Source organism: Pseudoalteromonas sp. S3260, assembly GCF_005886925.1.
GTDB classification, from domain to species: domain Bacteria; phylum Pseudomonadota; class Gammaproteobacteria; order Enterobacterales; family Alteromonadaceae; genus Pseudoalteromonas; species Pseudoalteromonas tetraodonis.
Window position 1 is genome coordinate 13427 of the sequence record NZ_PNCV01000057.1, and the last position, 17372, is coordinate 30798.

At 41.5% G+C, this 17372-nt stretch carries 12 protein-coding genes and 1 pseudogene; 4 read left to right on the forward strand and 9 right to left on the reverse strand.

Features of this window, described 5'->3' with window-relative positions:
* Positions 1-16: 16 nt before the first annotated feature.
* From CWC14_RS10730 to CWC14_RS10765, 8 genes are all read right to left on the reverse strand, one after another.
* Complete coding sequence (locus CWC14_RS10730; protein WP_138562857.1) at positions 17-730, reverse strand: hypothetical protein; 714 nt, start codon at positions 728-730, stop codon at positions 17-19.
* Complete coding sequence (locus CWC14_RS10735) at positions 730-2022, reverse strand: hypothetical protein (RefSeq protein ID WP_138562859.1); 1293 nt, start codon at positions 2020-2022, stop codon at positions 730-732. The genes CWC14_RS10730 and CWC14_RS10735 overlap by 1 nt, the downstream gene beginning before the upstream one ends.
* Positions 2023-2031: 9 nt before the next feature.
* A complete protein-coding gene (locus CWC14_RS10740; protein WP_008108860.1) occupies positions 2032-3399 on the reverse strand; it encodes a hypothetical protein in 1368 nt (455 codons plus the stop codon).
* The gene (locus CWC14_RS10745) at positions 3396-4520 is read right to left on the reverse strand and encodes a hypothetical protein (RefSeq protein WP_138562861.1); all 1125 of its coding nucleotides are present in this window, start codon (positions 4518-4520) and stop codon (positions 3396-3398) included. Before CWC14_RS10745 ends, CWC14_RS10740 begins: the two co-directional genes overlap by 4 nt.
* A gap of 8 nt (positions 4521-4528) precedes the next feature.
* A complete protein-coding gene (locus CWC14_RS10750) occupies positions 4529-5431 on the reverse strand; it encodes an LPP20 family lipoprotein (RefSeq protein WP_138562863.1) in 903 nt (300 codons plus the stop codon).
* Entirely contained in the window at positions 5431-6132 is a 702-nt protein-coding gene (locus CWC14_RS10755) for a hypothetical protein (RefSeq protein ID WP_008108865.1), read from the reverse strand. The genes CWC14_RS10750 and CWC14_RS10755 overlap by 1 nt, the downstream gene beginning before the upstream one ends.
* Positions 6133-6401: 269 nt before the next feature.
* Complete coding sequence (locus CWC14_RS10760; RefSeq protein ID WP_138562865.1) at positions 6402-7019, reverse strand: LysE family translocator; 618 nt, start codon at positions 7017-7019, stop codon at positions 6402-6404.
* 203 nt (positions 7020-7222) lie between these two features.
* Positions 7223-9664, reverse strand: a complete 2442-nt coding sequence (locus CWC14_RS10765; RefSeq protein WP_138562867.1) for a S9 family peptidase — start codon at positions 9662-9664, stop codon at positions 7223-7225.
* Between the two features lie 274 nt (positions 9665-9938).
* On the opposite strand from CWC14_RS10765, the gene CWC14_RS10770 reads away from it, so the two are divergent.
* The 4 genes from CWC14_RS10770 (at position 9939) to CWC14_RS10785 (ending at position 16523) form a co-directional block, all read left to right on the forward strand.
* The gene (locus CWC14_RS10770) at positions 9939-11162 is read left to right on the forward strand and encodes a glycosyltransferase (RefSeq protein ID WP_138562869.1); all 1224 of its coding nucleotides are present in this window, start codon (positions 9939-9941) and stop codon (positions 11160-11162) included.
* A 122-nt stretch (positions 11163-11284) separates the two neighbouring features.
* On the forward strand, positions 11285-12517 hold the full coding sequence (locus CWC14_RS10775; protein WP_138562871.1) for a threonine/serine exporter family protein: 1233 nt from the start codon (positions 11285-11287) through the stop codon (positions 12515-12517).
* Between the two features lie 138 nt (positions 12518-12655).
* Complete coding sequence (locus CWC14_RS10780) at positions 12656-14704, forward strand: S9 family peptidase (RefSeq protein WP_138562873.1); 2049 nt, start codon at positions 12656-12658, stop codon at positions 14702-14704.
* A gap of 151 nt (positions 14705-14855) precedes the next feature.
* On the forward strand, positions 14856-16523 hold the full coding sequence (locus CWC14_RS10785) for an RluA family pseudouridine synthase (protein WP_138562875.1): 1668 nt from the start codon (positions 14856-14858) through the stop codon (positions 16521-16523).
* Positions 16524-16882: 359 nt separating this feature from the next.
* Here CWC14_RS10785 and CWC14_RS10790 read toward each other — a convergent pair.
* A pseudogene (locus CWC14_RS10790) lies at positions 16883-17206 on the reverse strand (hypothetical protein); the annotation flags it as partial.
* Positions 17207-17372 lie beyond the last annotated feature (166 nt).

Consider the following 17372-nt stretch of genomic DNA (forward strand, 5'->3'; position numbering starts at 1 on the left):
AATAATTTCCTTTTTATTAAAAGTAGCTATTTAAATCATCTGCTGTTACTTGCTCATATTTAGTTTTAGCTGCTAGATATACACGCTTACAGTCTACACTTTGACAATTTTTTAATAGTTCTATTGCGGGTTTATAGCGTTGGTTATCTAACCAAATTTTTGCCACCGCTTCTTTTGCTTGTTCAAGTTGCAGCTCACTGACTACTAGGTATTTGTCTAAGTAATTTAATTGCTCACTTTTAGATGACTGATCGGCAATTAATGCCACAGCATCAGAAATTGTTGTAGAGTGACTCATAGCCACTTTAAGCAAGGGTCTTAAACTCGTTTTATCTTTGTCTGTGCTAATTTTCCAAGCCGCTCGTATTGCCAGTCCAGCTTGATTCAACTCATTATCAGCAACTAACACTTCACCACTACAGGTTAACCACTCTCCCTGTTTTTGTTGCGAATAATTAGTGATGGTAGATTCAATAAAACTAACTTTTTTAGGAAGCTCTACATTGAGCTTAATCGCTAAATCAGCTTTTATATTATTTCTTTGTACTAAAGTAAGTGCATATCTGCAAGCTTGTTCAAGTGCACTAGTAGCGCTGGGTTTTAACGCCATTACACGGGCATATTGCCCAATCGCCTGACTTTTAAAAAACGCAGTTTGTTGTTCGATTGTTTGCTCAGAATCAAAGGTGGCCGAAGCCACCAACGACAGCCCTATAATGGGTGCTAACATTAAAGTTCCTCTTCGCTCGCCACTTTACCTGACGCACCTTGTGGATTCGCCGCTTTCTCGTTTAAACCACCCACTGCTTTTATTTTTCTGCCTGAACGGTTCATACCATTGACCGTATTACCGTTATTACCCGCCATTTCTTTTGCCGCTTGGCGTGCCGTCGCCTCTAAGCTTGGCGCATAAACAGCCACACTGTATTGCCATAAACCATCGTCGCTGGCAAAGCTCTTAACACTCACACCCGGTGGTAATTTACCTTTAGTAATTGTGGCGTATTCATCAGAAGTCTTTAATTGATTTAAAAATGTATTGCGATCTTCTTCAAGCACTTGAACTTGCTGCGGATCATTCAGGTTAGGATCGTCGTACTCAAATTGTTGAGTGCCTTCCATTTGATTTTCATCAAAGCTGCCTTGCCAATAAACTTGTTCACCTTGCATCGTGGCAAGCAAAGCTGAGCGAGCGCGCGTTTGCGATTGAGACTTAGCCACGCCTTTTAGTTTTCGTGCTATTTTATTGTTTTTATTACTGCGAATAATCGCTGAACCATACCCGAGTATTATTACTTCACCGCTATCAGCATTTGTTAATACTTTGGCACCAACCGGTGGCAATACCCCTGATTTAACATCACTAATTACTTGTTTAAAAATTGCATTAGGTTCACTTGTCACTGCCACAGCGCCACGATTACCCTTTATTTGCGAGCGCGTTTTAGGAGTAGAAATTAAGCTTACGCGTACTAATTTATCATCATTATTGTCGTACACATCATAGGTAACAAAGCCGGCTAACGAGCCTGATACTGACTCTTTACACGCTTCCATCATATTCGTTTGCTCATTAACAGTGCTTTCAACGCCGCTGTCTATTGAATCCATGGTAGCCGTAACTACATTACCACAACGCTGTTCCACGCCTTTCATGTTTTCTATTAGTTGTTTTTTTGCAATTAAATACGCTTGATTATATGCACCACGTTTTGAAAGCAAGGTCGCATTCATATTGTCATAGGTGTTATAGCTGGCAGTACCAATAGATAAAATACCGGTGCCACTGCCTACTTGAATCATCTTAATGCCATCTTCGTCGTCATCAATCAGCGACTGATGCGCAACAGCAACAGCAACATTAGTATCTTTTGCTACTACAACATCGCCAGATACTGTTGCTTGTTCAGCACCCGCAACTTGCGCACCAGGGCGTGCAGGGATCATATCGGTTAAGCTAAATTCTTCAGCAGCTACAGGCATAGCTAAAGCCATTGCTAATGTTAATATTTTTAATTTCATCATACTTCCTTATTGGTACCTGAGAGTAAAATCATCTTCTACGATAATTTTTGATAGTGTATTTGCAGTAATGGTTGCCATTGCTTGTTCTACTGCATGAGCGAACTCACCAGTATCACCTTTGTACCTGAGACTTGCTACGGTATAATCACTACGTTTATGAATCGATACATCGCTCACACCGCCTAAGGTGCTAAGTACATCATATAATTTTTCTGGCTGCGTAAGCTTTTTACTCGGTAATAATACCTCTCTGACTAAACCGCCTCGTGCAACGACTTTTGTAAACGCCCCAGTTAATGCCCGATGCAATGCTGCCGATTGTGACTCACTGGCTAAATGCACAGCCATTAAATCAGTCTTAACATTTTCGTCGTTAGGTAATGCCATTAACGAAGGGTCGTTTTGCCACTTCCCATAAATATTGCCAGCTAAATCACGCACATCAACAATTAAACGAAGCTGTCGGTTATTGTCTCGCTTAACTAGCTCAGACCTAGCATACAGTTCTAAACTGGCTGCAGCGCCCACCTCAATACCTTGCTCATTTAGCCATGTTTTAAGTTCTGTTTTTAAAGGCTCAGGTGCAATCACATGCACGCGAGGCGAACCTATCATGCTCAATAATTGCGAAGCTTGTTGAATTAAAGGAGCTTTTTCGACCACCGCCATAATAGTAATTTCCACCCCGCCATTTTCTAACTGCTTACTTTGGAGCGTTTGCCACTCTTTAATCAACCCTTCGCTATGACTTGATAGTTGCTGGCCAATTAACTCTTGCATAGTAGTTGATTCATTATCATCACTAATACTTAAGCTGGTGCTTGATGACTGGGTATGCTGTTGTGTAAGCCAAACCCCAACCACCTGCGATACCGCACGCTGTAATGCATCTTGCTCAGCATTGCTGAGCGCAGTCTTACCTTGCTTTTGCCAGCCTTGTCCTATCACCGTAACGCTAATATTTTGCGTTGCTTGCTGCCAATTTTGCTCTACCGGCTCACCTAAGTTTGATGGATTTAGGCTCACCGTCATGCAGGTATCGTTGCCATTGAGTCTTGGCACGCTGTAATTTAATGGTACCGCCCCCGCATTTAAGCCCTCTAGCATTACACTACGTTGCTGCTCATAAAGGCTTGTCGCGTCATCGGTTAAATCTGTGGTTAACTGCTGCTGCGCACTTTGCATTGTGAGGCTTTTGTTCCCTTGTAAAAAGCGTATCAGCTCTGCACTGGCTTGTGCTTTAGCACCAGTAATAGCGGTACTCCCGCGCCCATAAGCACACGCCTGGGTTTGTAATGTACCATCTGCAAGCACTTCTACTTGTGCTTGTGCACTTAACGAACATAGTGCTAAAACACCAAGCTTTTTTATCATGTACGGCTCTCCAAAAAGTTAGCTGGCGTGCCTACCGATACAGCAAAAATTTTGGCGCCACTGGCGGGGCGATATATGCCATTCTCGGCTTTATTTTTTACGTTATCAGCCATGTTCGAATCTTTCCAGCGAATAATCTCACCATTAGCGCTATTACGTGACGGGTTAACATGTGCCACCCCTAATGGCTCAACAAAACCTGCTTCGTAGCTAAATATAATCATGGTTTCATTGGGTAATACGCCAGCATTTTGGCCACGGTCAAGGCTAATTTTGTTGCCTTTAATGCCTAACACTTGCGCTGTGGCAGGCATTTCACTGAGCATACGGGTTAATAAAATATCAATACCCCGCGAACCCATATCATTAAATACCGCGTTTACATGCGCGCTATCATCATAATGAAAACCCGTATAATAACGACCACTTAATCTGGTAAATTGAAGCTCAGAACGCTCACGTACGTCTTCTGACTTAACCCGTATTTTACCCAAATTTGGGTGTGAAAGCTTTTCGCGAGTTTGTGGGTTAATCACCCCGGTGGTGAGCTCTAAGGTATAATCTGCCCAATCGCTATAAGCTCCTTCTGTTTTAATGGTTCTCAGGGAATCTATTTTTACAATAAAATCCGGCATTAACGCTTTTACTTCGGCGCGTTTAGCTGCTGCTTTAGCACCTTGTTGCTGTAAAAATATTTGCTGCTCTTTTGAAATAGTGTCGTCATCACGGGTAATAATTCTAAAGCGATTAATGCCGGCAAATTGATTTTCAACCATCAATAGTAAGTTATTATTATCGAACTCTCGCATGGCATCTACGCCAATGCCACTTCCAGTTACTTGAGCTAGGTCAAAATACATACGTACGATAGGCTTTTTTAACGGGCAGCTATCGGTTTCGTTATTAACATCAAACGTACAGCGCTCTAGCCCTTGAGTATCAAAATAAGCAGGAATAGTAATATCGTGGTCTTTAAAGTCGTAGGCGCTTTTAGCCACTTGCGCGTTAGAGGCACGATTACTTACTTTGGCCACTTGTGTGCTACTACCCGGCTTTGTCTGACAACCCGCTAATAAAGCGACAGTGATTGCTGAAAGAGTAATTTTTTTTATGAGTTTCATTATTATTCCTAAATATCGAACAGCCATGTACTAGGTGGCGCTTTAAGTTGTTGAACTAAATTTTGAATCACTTTTTGTTTCGCAGCATTCGTTGTTGCCCCCGTTTCTTGGGCGTGTAAATCGTGTTGTAATAACACCTTGAATGGGCTACTACTGCGGGTAAGTGCTAAAGATAAAATCGCTTTTGCGCTGTGGCTATTTTTACTGTTAGCATAGTACCAGCGTAATTGCGGGCGCATCCACAATTGAGTATTACCACTGTGGGGTAGGGCATCGTTTAAAGCCGACTTGATTTCATGGGCGCTCAGTGCACCAACCACATCGCATGCAACGTCATTTAGCGCGCTTGACTGATCCGTTAATAAGGTATTTAAGCGAGTTCTAATTAAAGGTTGAGCCCCTGACAAGTACTCAAGTACCGCGAGCTTTTTTGTTGCATCACTGAGTAAACCACTATACTGCAATGCCCAAATAAAGCGTTGTTCACTATTTTTGTCGCTCGGTGACACGCGGAATAACACTGACAAATCAGCTTTTACCGTGTTAACAATGACTGATTTTTTCACACCGAGTTGTAGGGCAAACAAATTTGCCTGCTCAGCGCTATTAAGCTCCTCTGTGCCCGTAAGGGTAAACGGCAAGCTACTAAGGGACGTAGTTTGCTGAAAATAACCTGTTGATTGAGTATTTTGCTTGCTTGATAGCTGTACTTGCTCGGTACTTACATCAACACTCAGTTGCGTTACTATGTCAGCTAGAGCCGCTTGCTTTGCAGCTAAGCGACTTTCACCAATACCTACAGCTGTAATATATTCATCACTTTGTTGAGACTGAAGTACCCAAGCAGGCCAACTTTGTGCTGAAGTAATACAAGCAAATGCCAGTAACAAGACAAATAGGCTTGTTTTCATTAATTTTTCGCTTCTAGCGTAAGCTGCCGCTCGTTAATTGATGCTATGGTTGCTTGTTCAAGTTCAATAATTTCATTCGCTTCAAGTGCTAACGCAAGTTGATCTTTTGCTTTTAATAATGCGACACCAATATCCTTTGGGTTCTCAGCTTCATTTTCATCATCTGCGAACATACTCATTACACTACTGCCTGCACTTAGTGTTAAAGCCGCAGCAACTTCGTTTCGATACTCTGTTAGTAACAGTGCAGATTTAGCGGCTTCAATAGTTAGCTGTGTGGCAAGCTCAACGTTTTGTTGATAAATCGCTTCATTAGCTTCGTTGTAAGTAGCAAGTTTATGACCTATCTTTTCGTCTTCATTTTTAGCGCCCGCATCAAACTTTACAATAGCTGCCTCTAGCTCTTCAGGTGAAGCATCTTTATTGGCGTATAAGAATTTTCGTGCATCAAGATGATCAGTCGATGTGCGGTACTGCGACATAACTTTATATTGGCGCTCTAGCACCATGGCCGATGCATTTAAAAATTCGTTAATACCAGGCACAACATCTACCGGGTATTGATAGCCAAGAGTATCCATACGGGTAGTTAATTCAGCAACAACTGCGTTGCGGTCTAAGTCACCAGAATTATCTGCAGTAGACACACAGCCTGCGAAAAGAGGAGCAAAAATCAGCGCGGAAAGAATGGTTTTCTTCATGTGGAAATTTCCTATAAGTTTAAAAGGCAAGAAAGCATGTAGCTAAGCTATTGACTTAATTCATTCTTCCTTGAATTGCCCTTATATAGTTGCTGAATTTAAGATGAATTGCAACACGAAATTTCAAAATTTATACGCAGTTTTCGCAAAATAATAACAAATGTAACTACAGCTAGGCATTATTTTAGAAATGATGACTACAAAGTAATTTTAAATCTAAAGAGGTTCATTTTCTAATTACAGCAAATTTAGTATGGTTGATTTAATTATCAATCTATAGCTAACCACCCCCCCACTAGCACCATTAAACTTCCCGCAATACGATTCATCCACTGAATGTTATTGCCTTTGGTTAAAAATAACCGCAGGCTTTTTCCGCCTGTTGCGTAAATCATCATACAGATAAACTCTGAGAGCAAAATAATGGCCACCAGCACCGCTAATTGCGGCGCAACACTGTATTGTACGTTAACAAAAGGAGGTAATAAGGAAATCATAAACGCCCATCCTTTTGGATTGGCAATGGCGGTTACAAACCCCTGTGAAAATAATGAATATCGGCTCACCGCTGTTGTGTTATGCGTATCAACCGACATTTTTCCTTTCGCACGCCACATATTAATGCCAATGTAGATTAAATAAGCACCACCTAGCCATTTTAAAATATCAAATGCACTGGGGTAATTAAGCATAACACTGGCTACACCTAGCACCGCGGCTACCGCAACACTGGCGACACCTAATAGCTCGCCAATCATCATCCATAAAGTTCGGCGCACGCCTATACTCATGCCTAAAGTCATGGCCAGTGTCATGCACATACCCGGAGTAATAGACACAAAAAAGAAGGTAGGAATAAATACCGCAAGTGCAGCTACATCAATCATTTAAAGCTCGCAATAGGTCAAAAAAGTAGTGTTAATTTTGAATGAAAGGGTAAAGGAAAAATAGCTATCGGTAAATTAGAAATAACAGCATCGAGAGTCGGGCTACGGGCTACGGGCAATGGGCAACGAGCTTAGCCCGAGTTAGCAGCGCAGTATTTCGCGCCGCCAAACCTCGAAGCCCTGAGTTCGAAACTCTTAGCAAATTAATTTACTGTTGTTTCAGTGTCTACTTCGTTATCACTTAACAAGTACTTATCAAGCCACTGCTCTTGCTCCCATAGCATATGTAATAAGCTTTTACGGGCACGGTAGCCGTGGGCTTCGTAAGGAAGCATTACTAAACGCGCTTCTTTACCCAAGCCTTTAAGCGCTGCGTACATACGCTCACTTTGCATTGGGAAAGTTCCAGAATTAGGATCTTCTTGACCGTGGATCATTAGCATTGGCTCGTTAATTTTTTCAGCATGGAAAAACGGCGACATGTTAGCGTACACACTTTGTGCTTGCCAAAAATCACGTTCTTCACCCTGAAAACCAAACGGCGTCAATGTGCGGTTATACGCACCACTGCGGGCAATACCTGCCTTAAATAAATCGCTATGTGCTAATAAATTAGCCACCATAAACGCACCGTAAGAGTGCCCTGCAATAGCAATGTTATCTTTATCGGCAATGCCCTTTTCAACCAGTACATCAACCGCTGCTTTAGCGCTAGAAACCAGCTGTTTTCTAAAGTAATCATTTGGCTCACTACCATCAACGCCTACAATAGGCATTTTAGGGTCGTCAAATACGGCAATACCTTTAGCAAGGTAAGGCATAGGGCCCCAATAGCCAATGTAAGTAAATTCGTATTCTGATTCACGCACTTGTGATGCTACGGCTTTATCTTTGTATTCAAGTGGGTACGCCCACATAAGTACGGGTAACGGGCCATGGGTTACGTCGTAACCTGGTGGTAAATAAAGCGTGCCTGAAAGTTCTACACCGTCATCGCGTTTATAACGTAACTGCTCTTTTGTAACCCCTTTAAATGCTGGGTACGGATGAGCAAAATTAGTAAGCTGTGTAAGAGTATCGTTATCTAAATCGCGAATGAAAAAGTTTGGCTGCTGCGTTTTAGACTCACGAATAGTAATGAATTTTGTGCCTTCATCGTCTAACAATGCACGCACACGCTCGTAATAAGGCGCTGCTGATTGCCATAAACGTTTGGTGCTATTCGTTTTAACATCGTACTGATCTAAAAAAGGAATGTTTCCTTGCTCAGACGCGCCATCGCCACGTAAGTAGATGTAACGTCCGCCAACAACTTTTATTACACTAACACCTAAATCGTTACGCTCGTAAATTGCACTCCCTGGATCTTTATAGGCATCGTTATAACTGCGCTCTGAAAATAACACGCGGTTACTATCGGCATTACGTGGTTGAATTACATAAGTGCGCACTTGTCGGTCATTAAAACGCCAATCACTTAGCATAGCAATATTATCATTACCCCATTGTATGCCAGCAAAACGACGCTCTACTTTGGCAAATAATTTAGGGTCGCGTTTAAATGGCGCTCGTAAACTGTAAAGGTAGTCATGATATTCAACCTCAGTTTTCATATCACCGCCATCTTGCGCCTCGGCCCATATGACTTCAGCACCTTGATCGGCTCGCCATTCAAAATCACGACGACCGGTGCGTACACTGTCGTAGCCTTGTGGAATGTTGTCGGCAAGGGGTTGCTTTGCCAGCTCTACTAATGCATAGCCACGCATTCCCCATATTTGCCATGTAGTTGCAAAACGACTGTAAGGGACTTGATACGAAAATGGCTCGTCGATGGTCGCGACTAAAATATTGGTTGAATCAGGCGAAATTGAAAACGATTTAAATAAACCGGCACGGCCAATCGGCTGTGCTTTACCATCAAGCGTGATATACGCTAATTGACCTTGACCATAAAATTTAAATTGTGCTTCATCAAACGGGCTGGTCAATAAGTTTTGATAAGTCCTTGCTGGGGCTTTTTCGCCAGTGCTTTGTTGAATAACCGGCACTGTACTTTGAGTATCATTAGTTAATCTTGGTTTGTCTAAGTTTACTGCTAAATTAGCCACAATCGCCGTGCTATCGGGTAACCACTGATAAGGCGTAGCGGTTAATACTGAATTAAGTGCAAGCTCACTTAACTGCTTAGCTTGTTTGGTTTTAACGCTATAAACCCATAGCCGTGCGTTATCCGGTTGTTCAACAATAAACGCTAAATGTTCGCTATTTGCTGACCAACGCGGCGAGCGAATAATCCCCTGAGGCAAATTATTAATGTTAACCACAGTACCACTTTCTACATGCTTAAGCTCTAACGCGCTGTACTTTGCACTTACCCGTGAGCGTGAAAAGTTAGCCGGATTAAGCTTAATTCCCGCAAGCTTAAATTCTTCTTTGGCCAGCTCATCAAGCGACACAACACGCTTGCGTTCAAACAGAGCAAGCCATTGACCATCATTTGATAAAGAGCTAGTTGGTGCTAACTTAGCATCTACGAGTGCAGCAAGCGCCGGTGAAGGGGTTTGATATCCTTGCTCTGCATAACTTGCAGGCAATAAAACAATGCAGCCTACCAAGGCAATTAACAGCCTAAAAGCATTCATGTTTTCATCCTTTTTATTGTTAAATATTACCGGATATATAAACACGTTTTGCACCATTCATAAAGTGTTAAGCTAAGTAATGACTTAAGTAGCCTGAATACGCTAAAATACACGCCTATTTACTCAACGCTAAAATCGGTTGTTTATGTCCATTAATTTGCAGCATTTTAGTTTTTCGAAATCATACTCTGCTTTTTAAATACCGTTACAGCTTTTAAAAATATACCACTGTGTTTGAGTCTGTTTTTCCATCAAATAATTAGAGATCTAGCCAATGAAAAAAGTGCTGGTAATTGGCTATGTATGGCCAGAGCCCAATTCGTCTGCTGCGGGTACGCACATGATGTCGTTACTTAATGCGTTTAAATCGCAAAACTGGGATGTTGAATTTACTACGCCTGCACAACCAACCGAGCACATGGTAAATCTGAACGATTATGGCATCACCAGTCAAAGCATCGCACTTAACTGCGATAGTTTTGATGATTACGTTAAAGCCTACAACCCAGATATTGTTATGTTCGACCGTTTTATGATGGAAGAACAATTTGGCTGGCGCGTAGATAAGCATTGCCCAAATGCACTTAAAATTTTAGACACCGAAGATTTACAATGCCTGCGCAATGCCCGCCATGAAGCCCATAAAGGCGAGCGTGAATTCAACCATAGCGATTTACTATCAGACATAGCTAAACGTGAAATAGCCGCTATTTTACGCTGTGACTTAAGCTTAATTATCTCAAGCTATGAGATGGAACTACTCAATGAAGTGTTTAAAGTTGAGCCTAGCGTGTTACATCACTTACCATTTATGGTTGATTTAAGTGCCTTACCTGAGCAAACTAAATCGTATGAACAACGCCAACACTTTATGACCATTGGCAACTTCCGACATGCTCCAAACTGGGATGCGGTACTGTATTTACAAAAAATTTGGCCGCTTATCCGCAAACAACTACCGCAGGCAGAGTTGCATATTTATGGTTCCTACCCACCGCCAAAAGCCACCGCGCTTAATAATCCTAAAACCGGCTTTTTAATTAAAGGTTGGGCCGATGATGCGTATGAGGTAATGCAAAGTGCGCGTATTTGCTTAGCTCCTTTGCGTTTTGGGGCGGGTATTAAAGGTAAACTTTTAGAGGCCATGATCATGCAAACTCCAAGCATCACCACGCCTATTGGCAGCGAAGGTATGCACAACACGCTACCGTGGCCAGGTGTGGTAACAGCAGATGCGCAAGCTTTTGCAGATGCCGCAGTCTCTTTATACAACAACGAGGCTAAATTTAGCGAAGCGCAAGCCGCTGGCAACCTTCTACTTAATACTCTGTATGACAAAGTGCAGTTAAGTGCTCACTTAATTGAAAAAATCGACTCAATAAGCAGTAATTTAGATGCTCACCGGATGAAAAATTTCACGGGTCAAATGCTCAAACACCATACCATGCGCAGTACACAATATATGTCGCAGTGGATAGCAGAAAAAAATAAAAAATAACTTTAAAAATCACTAGACAGGCGGCGATTTGTGTTTAAAATCGCCGCAAATAAACTTGGGCAATTTTAGCATTATTGCCTATATTTTTAGCTTAGTTATTTAATAGTTGGTTCAAAACAAATTTGAAAACCGCAACATTTACTGAAAAACGCAAATTTATCGTTAAATTGGGCAAAATGCTCCATAAATACGGTACCCCTGCCTATCGCTTAGAAGCCCACTTAATGGAAGTGGCGACTTATTTAGATCTTAAATCTTCGTTTGTTATGTCGCCCACGTCGGTTACCTTTGTTATTTGGACCGATGGCCATGAAGATGAATATACCCATGTTGCCCGCGTTGACCCAGGCGATCACGATTTAGGTTCACTTGCCGATACCGACGATTTAGTTAATAAAATGCTCAATGGCGAGCTCACGTTGCAAGAAGTTGATCAGCAACTTGATATCATTTTTGATGCCCCAAACCCTTATAACAGAGTGCTGACAGGTGTTGCTTTTGCTACCTCTGGCGGCGCATTTGCCATGCTCATGGGCACCAGTTGGAATGACGTTCTGTGGTCTGGGTTATTAACCTTTATTGTATACTTATTTGTATTGTGGTCGGCCCGTTCGAAACGTGTGGCTCACATGCTTGAGCCATTAGTAGCAATAGTGTCGGCTATTCTTGCTTGTGCTATTAGCGTTCATTTAGATGCACACATCAACATTCGATTAATTGTACTCTCTGCCATTATTGTGTTTATACCCGGTTTAGCCCTTGCACTTGGCCTTGCTGAACTTGCAGCCAGACACTTAGTATCGGGCACAGCACGCGTTATGGACTCGTTTATGTTGCTGTTTAAACTTTATTTTGGGGCTTTTATTGGTCTTGCTATTGGCTTTGCGGTCTTTGGGCAAGCCGATTTCGTACAACCTGAGCCGCTACCAAAGTGGACTGCATGGCTCGCTATTTTACTTTTGTGTAGTAGCTTAATCGTTATCTTTAGAACAAAGCTTAAACATGCAATGTGGTCTATTGCCTCAGGCTTTATAGCTTATGGCACTAGTATTGGGCCTGCTATTTATTTAGATTTAAATTACACGTTAGGGACCTTTATTGGTGCATTTTCTGTTGGTGTGTTCAGTAATTTATTTAACCGGGTTGCTAATGCCCCGGCCTCAATTGTAGCTATGCAGGGATTAATTGTATTAGTGCCTGGGAGCAAAACGTATATTGGTTTAAACTCACTCATTGAAGGCCAAGACTTTGTTTATGCAGATCATATTGGTCAGCAAACGTTTTTAATTTTCATGTCGCTCGTGGCCGGACTTATTTTTGCAAACGTGGCGCTTCCTCCTAAAAAGAGTCTATAGATTTATGCGCGGTTTTAAGCCGCGCTTTTGCATAACTACAACATTAAACCTCCTCTTTTGAGGATTAATCGCATTTTTTAGTATATTGAGAACACCTTGCTATAATGGCTGAAATCTAATAAAGCAAAGGAAATAACAATGCTAAAAACTAGCTTAGCGATAGCAATTGGGCTCTCAAGCTCACTTGCATTTGCGCAATCAGCAATTACTGTTGAAGACATTCCCAAAGTAAAATCGGTAATACAAACAACCGTTAGCCCCGATGGCGACAGTGTTGCATTTACCCGTTCATTACCTCGCACGCTTTACGTTGATGAAAATGGTAGTAATTACAGTGAGCTTTATGTTGTTGACGATAAGGGTGTTGAACGCCCTTTTATTACCGGTTCAGTTAATATTAAAAGCCTACAATGGTCAAACGACAGCAAAACAATTTACTTTTTAGCGAAATTAAAAGACGACAAATATACTTCGCTTTACCAAATACCTGTTGATGGCGGCCAAGCACAACCTGTTCTTGCTTTAAAAGACACTTCTATTTCAAGCTATCAGTTAAGCCCTGATAACAAGCAAGTCGCTATTTTAGCGATGCCTGCAGCAGACAAGTCAGAAAAAGAACTTAAAAAACTTGGCTTTAAAGCTGAAGTATATGAAATGGGCTTAAAGAACAAACAGCTTTTTATTGTTGACTTAGCTAAAGCGGATAAACCACTTACCCCCACCGCACTCAACGTTGATAATTACGTGAGTGATGTTAACTGGGCTGCTAATGGTGAAAAGCTACTGGTTAAAACTCAACCTACCGCATTGATTGATGATAAATACACAAAATCTATGTGGCATTTGTTTGATATTGCTAGCAATAAAGTAACCTTATCGTTTAAAACTGAAGGCAAGCTAGGTGATGCAGAACTGTCGCATGATGGTAAATACATTGCTATTTTAGGTGCAGAAGATAAGCACGACCCTGCAACAGGCCGCTTATTTATTGCTGACACTAAAACCGCTGAAATCACTGAATGGTTACCTAACTTTATGGGCCACGTTGTTGATTTTGAATGGTCGCATAAGCGTAATACACTTAACTTTATTGCTAATGTAGGCACGCAAAGTTTTGTAGCGAGCATTAAAACGGGCTCTAATAAATACAAAAAATTAGTCAAAGAAGGTAAATTTATTGCCTCACAATTAAGTATTTCAGATTCAGATAAAACACTCGCACTTCGTGGTAATACCGCAAAACACCCTAACGAAGTATTTATTGTGCGCAGCAATAAAGCAACACGTTTAACCGATTCAAATAGCTGGTTAAATGATAAACGCTTTGCAAAGCAAGAAACCATTACCCTTAAAGCCCGCGACGGCGTTGAGCTTGATGGTGTGCTTGTTTACCCATTAAATTATGAAAAAGGCACACGCTACCCACTTATTATGTCGGTACACGGTGGCCCTGAAAGCCATGATAAAGACGGCTGGGTAACTAACTACTCGCGCCCAGGTCAAATGGGTGCAGCACGTGGCTATGCGGTGTTTTATCCTAACTACCGTGGCTCTACAGGAAAAGGGGTAGATTACTCAAAATTAGGCCAAAACGATTACGCAGGTAAAGAGTTTGACGATTTAGTTGATTTTAAAAATCACCTTGTTGATATGGGTTTAGTAGACACTAAACGTGTTGGTATTACTGGGGGATCTTACGGTGGTTATGCATCGGCGTGGGGCGCAACAAAACTAACCGAACACTTTGCTTCAAGCGTTATGTTTGTGGGTGTCACCAACCAACTGTCTAAATTTGGTACTACTGATATTTCTAACGAAATGAACCTAGTTCATGCGCGTTCATACCCATGGGATAAATGGCAGTGGTACTTAGAGCGCAGCCCTATTTACTGGGCAGGCCAATCTGAAACACCTCTGCTTATTATGCACGGTAAAGACGACCCTCGCGTTCACCCTGCACAATCTATGGAGCTTTACCGCTACATGAAAGTGCAAGGTAAAGATGTACGTCTTGTTTATTACCCTGGTGAAGGTCATGGTAATCGTAAAGTGGCAGCGCAATACGACTACAGCTTGCGTTTAATGCGCTGGATGGACAACTATTTAATGGAAGGCAAAAAAGAAATGCCTGCGTTTGAAATTGACCATGCTGCTAAGTTAAAAGAAGTCAAAGACGCAAATAAATAAGCACTTATAAACGCGTTTAATTTTAAAAGGCCAACATAAAAATGTTGGCCTTTTTTATAGGTCTAAATTGGCGAGCACGCATCCTTAGTGACATAGCACAGCTTATGTTAAACTCTCGGCAATTATTTTGTTAACTGCTAATTTTACTGCCATGTCAAACCCTGCTAGCTGCTTTACCGTTTTTGATGAAAACGTCGATTCCCTTGCTCTGCCTGAGCAGTTTACATTTCCATTTTATTATAAACCGCACCCTTTGGCCGTTGTCGCTGCACAGCAATTACAACAGCAATTAAAAAAGCTAGATAAGGCTATTTTAGATACGGATGATATTGATGCGGGTAAAATGTTTGGTGTGCTAGTCGTTCAAAATCAGGCGCAACAACTGGGGTTTATTAGCGCGTATTCGGGGCAAATAGCGGGCATAGATGAGCAACTGAATTTTGCACCTAATGTGGCACTTAAACACATAGACGATGCTGTATTAAGTCAGCAAAGCCAAATCATTAACGCCATTAATGCGCAAATTACGGCATTAGAAAACAGTGAAGATTATCAAGCCCTTGAGCAGCAATTAGCTACAGCACGTAAAAATTATGAACAGCAACTTGTAGCCAAACAACAAGCCATGCAAGTGACCCGCAAACAGCGAAAAGAGCAACGCCAAACTGGCCAAGAGCAACTCAATGCCGATGACTTTGAACAACTTAAAACAACCTTAGCTGGGCAGAGTATTGTTGAGAAAAAACAACTGCAGGCATTAAAGCAAGACTGGCAAACGCAAATTACAGCGCTTGAGCAAACCCAAGCAGCTATGCTGGGTGAAATTAACGGATTAAAAAAGCGCCGCAAAACACTCTCAAAAAACCTACAAAAGAAATTATTTGCTCAATACCAATTTTTAAATGCACACGGTGAAGTGACCGATCTGAATGCTATTTTTGCCAAACTTCCTGAGCACACGCCACCTTCGGGAGCGGGGGATTGCGCCGCCCCTAAATTATTACAATATGCATATAAGCACCATTTAAAACCAGTGGCTATGGCCGAATTTTGGTGGGGTGCACCGCCTAAATCAGCAATTAGGCATCACTTACATTATTACCCATCGTGTTATAGCAAATGCCAACCGATTTTAGGTCATATGCTAAAAGGCTTAAATGTTGAAGAAAACCCATTACTAACAAACCCTGCAAAAGGAAAAAACTTAACTATTGTTTATCAAGACGATGATTTACTGGTAATAAACAAACCCGCTGAGTTTTTATCGGTGCCAGGGATTAATATTGATGACTCAGTGTACATGCGTATTAAAACTCAGTTCCCCGCGGCTTCTGGCCCACTTATTGTGCACCGGTTAGATATGTCGACCTCAGGGCTGTTAATTATTGCGCTTAATAAGCGCGCGCATAAAGCGCTGCAAAAACAGTTTATTGAACGCACAATTGAAAAGCGTTACGTTGCTTTAGTGGCGGGCAATATTACTGAGAATAGCGGAGTGATTAACTTACCTCTTGTGCTCGACTTTGATGATAAACCACGCCAAATGGTGTGTTATAAAACCGGTAAACCGTCGTTAACAACATGGCATGTACTGGAGCGCAAAAACAACACCACCCGACTGCAGTTATACCCTAAAACAGGGCGCACACATCAGCTACGGGTGCATTGCGCACATCAATTAGGTTTAAATACCCCGATAGTTGGCGATACTCATTATGGTGCAGAGGCAGAGCGCTTACATTTACATGCCGAGTATTTAGCCTTCACCCACCCTATTTCTCATCAACGTTTAGAATTTGAAGTAGCCGCTGATTTTTAAATCAGCGATACTAAAACTCCCCTCTATTTTAAAAAGCCTTGCCATTTTTTTATATTGCAAAGTCGGTAACCTTTACCGTTGCAATATAGAAAAATTTACCTGCATTATGCAAAGCCTCTACTTATAAATAATAAATAGCTATATATTTCAATGTATTAAAAGTTGGCATTAGCTTTGCTTTTATAAAAATAAGTATTTATTACAGTCCACTTTATTTGATTAAAAGCGCCAATAAGCGCTTTTAATGACACACAGTAAATGGGTAACTAACCGTTTACTGCGTACAACAGAACTTCCTACACTCCCTGTGTACTTTATTGGTTATAGGCTAACGCTTATAACCATTTTTTTTGCCTTTATTATTTAATCGTAAATTTTACGTCTTGATCGCGTAATAAATAAAGCGCAAAACACGCAGCCCACATCGGCCACGCCGCAAAAAACAGTAAATTATTAAAGCCATCAATGTATTGATTATATGAAGAAAGCGTAGATAAACCATGCATTATAAAAATAGCACCGTAAGTAATACGTTTTTTAATACCGACCAAAAATGCTATTACTAGCAATAATTGCAGTGCACCTAAAATATAAGCAATAGTATCGGTAGAGCCACTGATCCCATAAAAATGTTCAAAAATACAGGCGCTATGCCCCGGATTTACAAATTTATCTAGCGTCCACTAGGGCCTGTTGACCTTTGCAGATTTAAATTTGTTCAAGCTAGGGGCGATTTAATCGCGGCGCGAGGTTTGTAGCCTAGTGGGCTAAGTAAAAACCGAGCAACAAAGAGTAAATCGCCCCTAGGCAGAACCCTTCGAGCAGGGTCTGTTTGGCATTTATGCTGCG

Bases quoted from the DNA above. Each gene is read 5' to 3' on its own strand.
- CWC14_RS10750 (WP_138562863.1), bottom strand. From the start codon at position 5,431: ATGAAAACAAGCCTATTTGTCTTGTTACTGGCATTTGCTTGTATTACT.
- CWC14_RS10780 (WP_138562873.1), top strand. From the start codon at position 12,656: ATGCTAAAAACTAGCTTAGCGATAGCAATTGGGCTCTCAAGCTCACTT.
- CWC14_RS10755 (WP_008108865.1), bottom strand. From the start codon at position 6,132: ATGAAGAAAACCATTCTTTCCGCGCTGATTTTTGCTCCTCTTTTCGCA.
- CWC14_RS10740 (WP_008108860.1), bottom strand. From the start codon at position 3,399: ATGATAAAAAAGCTTGGTGTTTTAGCACTATGTTCGTTAAGTGCACAA.
- CWC14_RS10730 (WP_138562857.1), bottom strand. From the start codon at position 730: ATGTTAGCACCCATTATAGGGCTGTCGTTGGTGGCTTCGGCCACCTTT.
- CWC14_RS10760 (WP_138562865.1), bottom strand. From the start codon at position 7,019: ATGATTGATGTAGCTGCACTTGCGGTATTTATTCCTACCTTCTTTTTT.
- CWC14_RS10745 (WP_138562861.1), bottom strand. From the start codon at position 4,520: ATGAAACTCATAAAAAAAATTACTCTTTCAGCAATCACTGTCGCTTTA.
- CWC14_RS10785 (WP_138562875.1), top strand. From the start codon at position 14,856: ATGTCAAACCCTGCTAGCTGCTTTACCGTTTTTGATGAAAACGTCGAT.
- CWC14_RS10735 (WP_138562859.1), bottom strand. From the start codon at position 2,022: ATGAAATTAAAAATATTAACATTAGCAATGGCTTTAGCTATGCCTGTA.
- CWC14_RS10770 (WP_138562869.1), top strand. From the start codon at position 9,939: ATGAAAAAAGTGCTGGTAATTGGCTATGTATGGCCAGAGCCCAATTCG.
- CWC14_RS10765 (WP_138562867.1), bottom strand. From the start codon at position 9,664: ATGAATGCTTTTAGGCTGTTAATTGCCTTGGTAGGCTGCATTGTTTTA.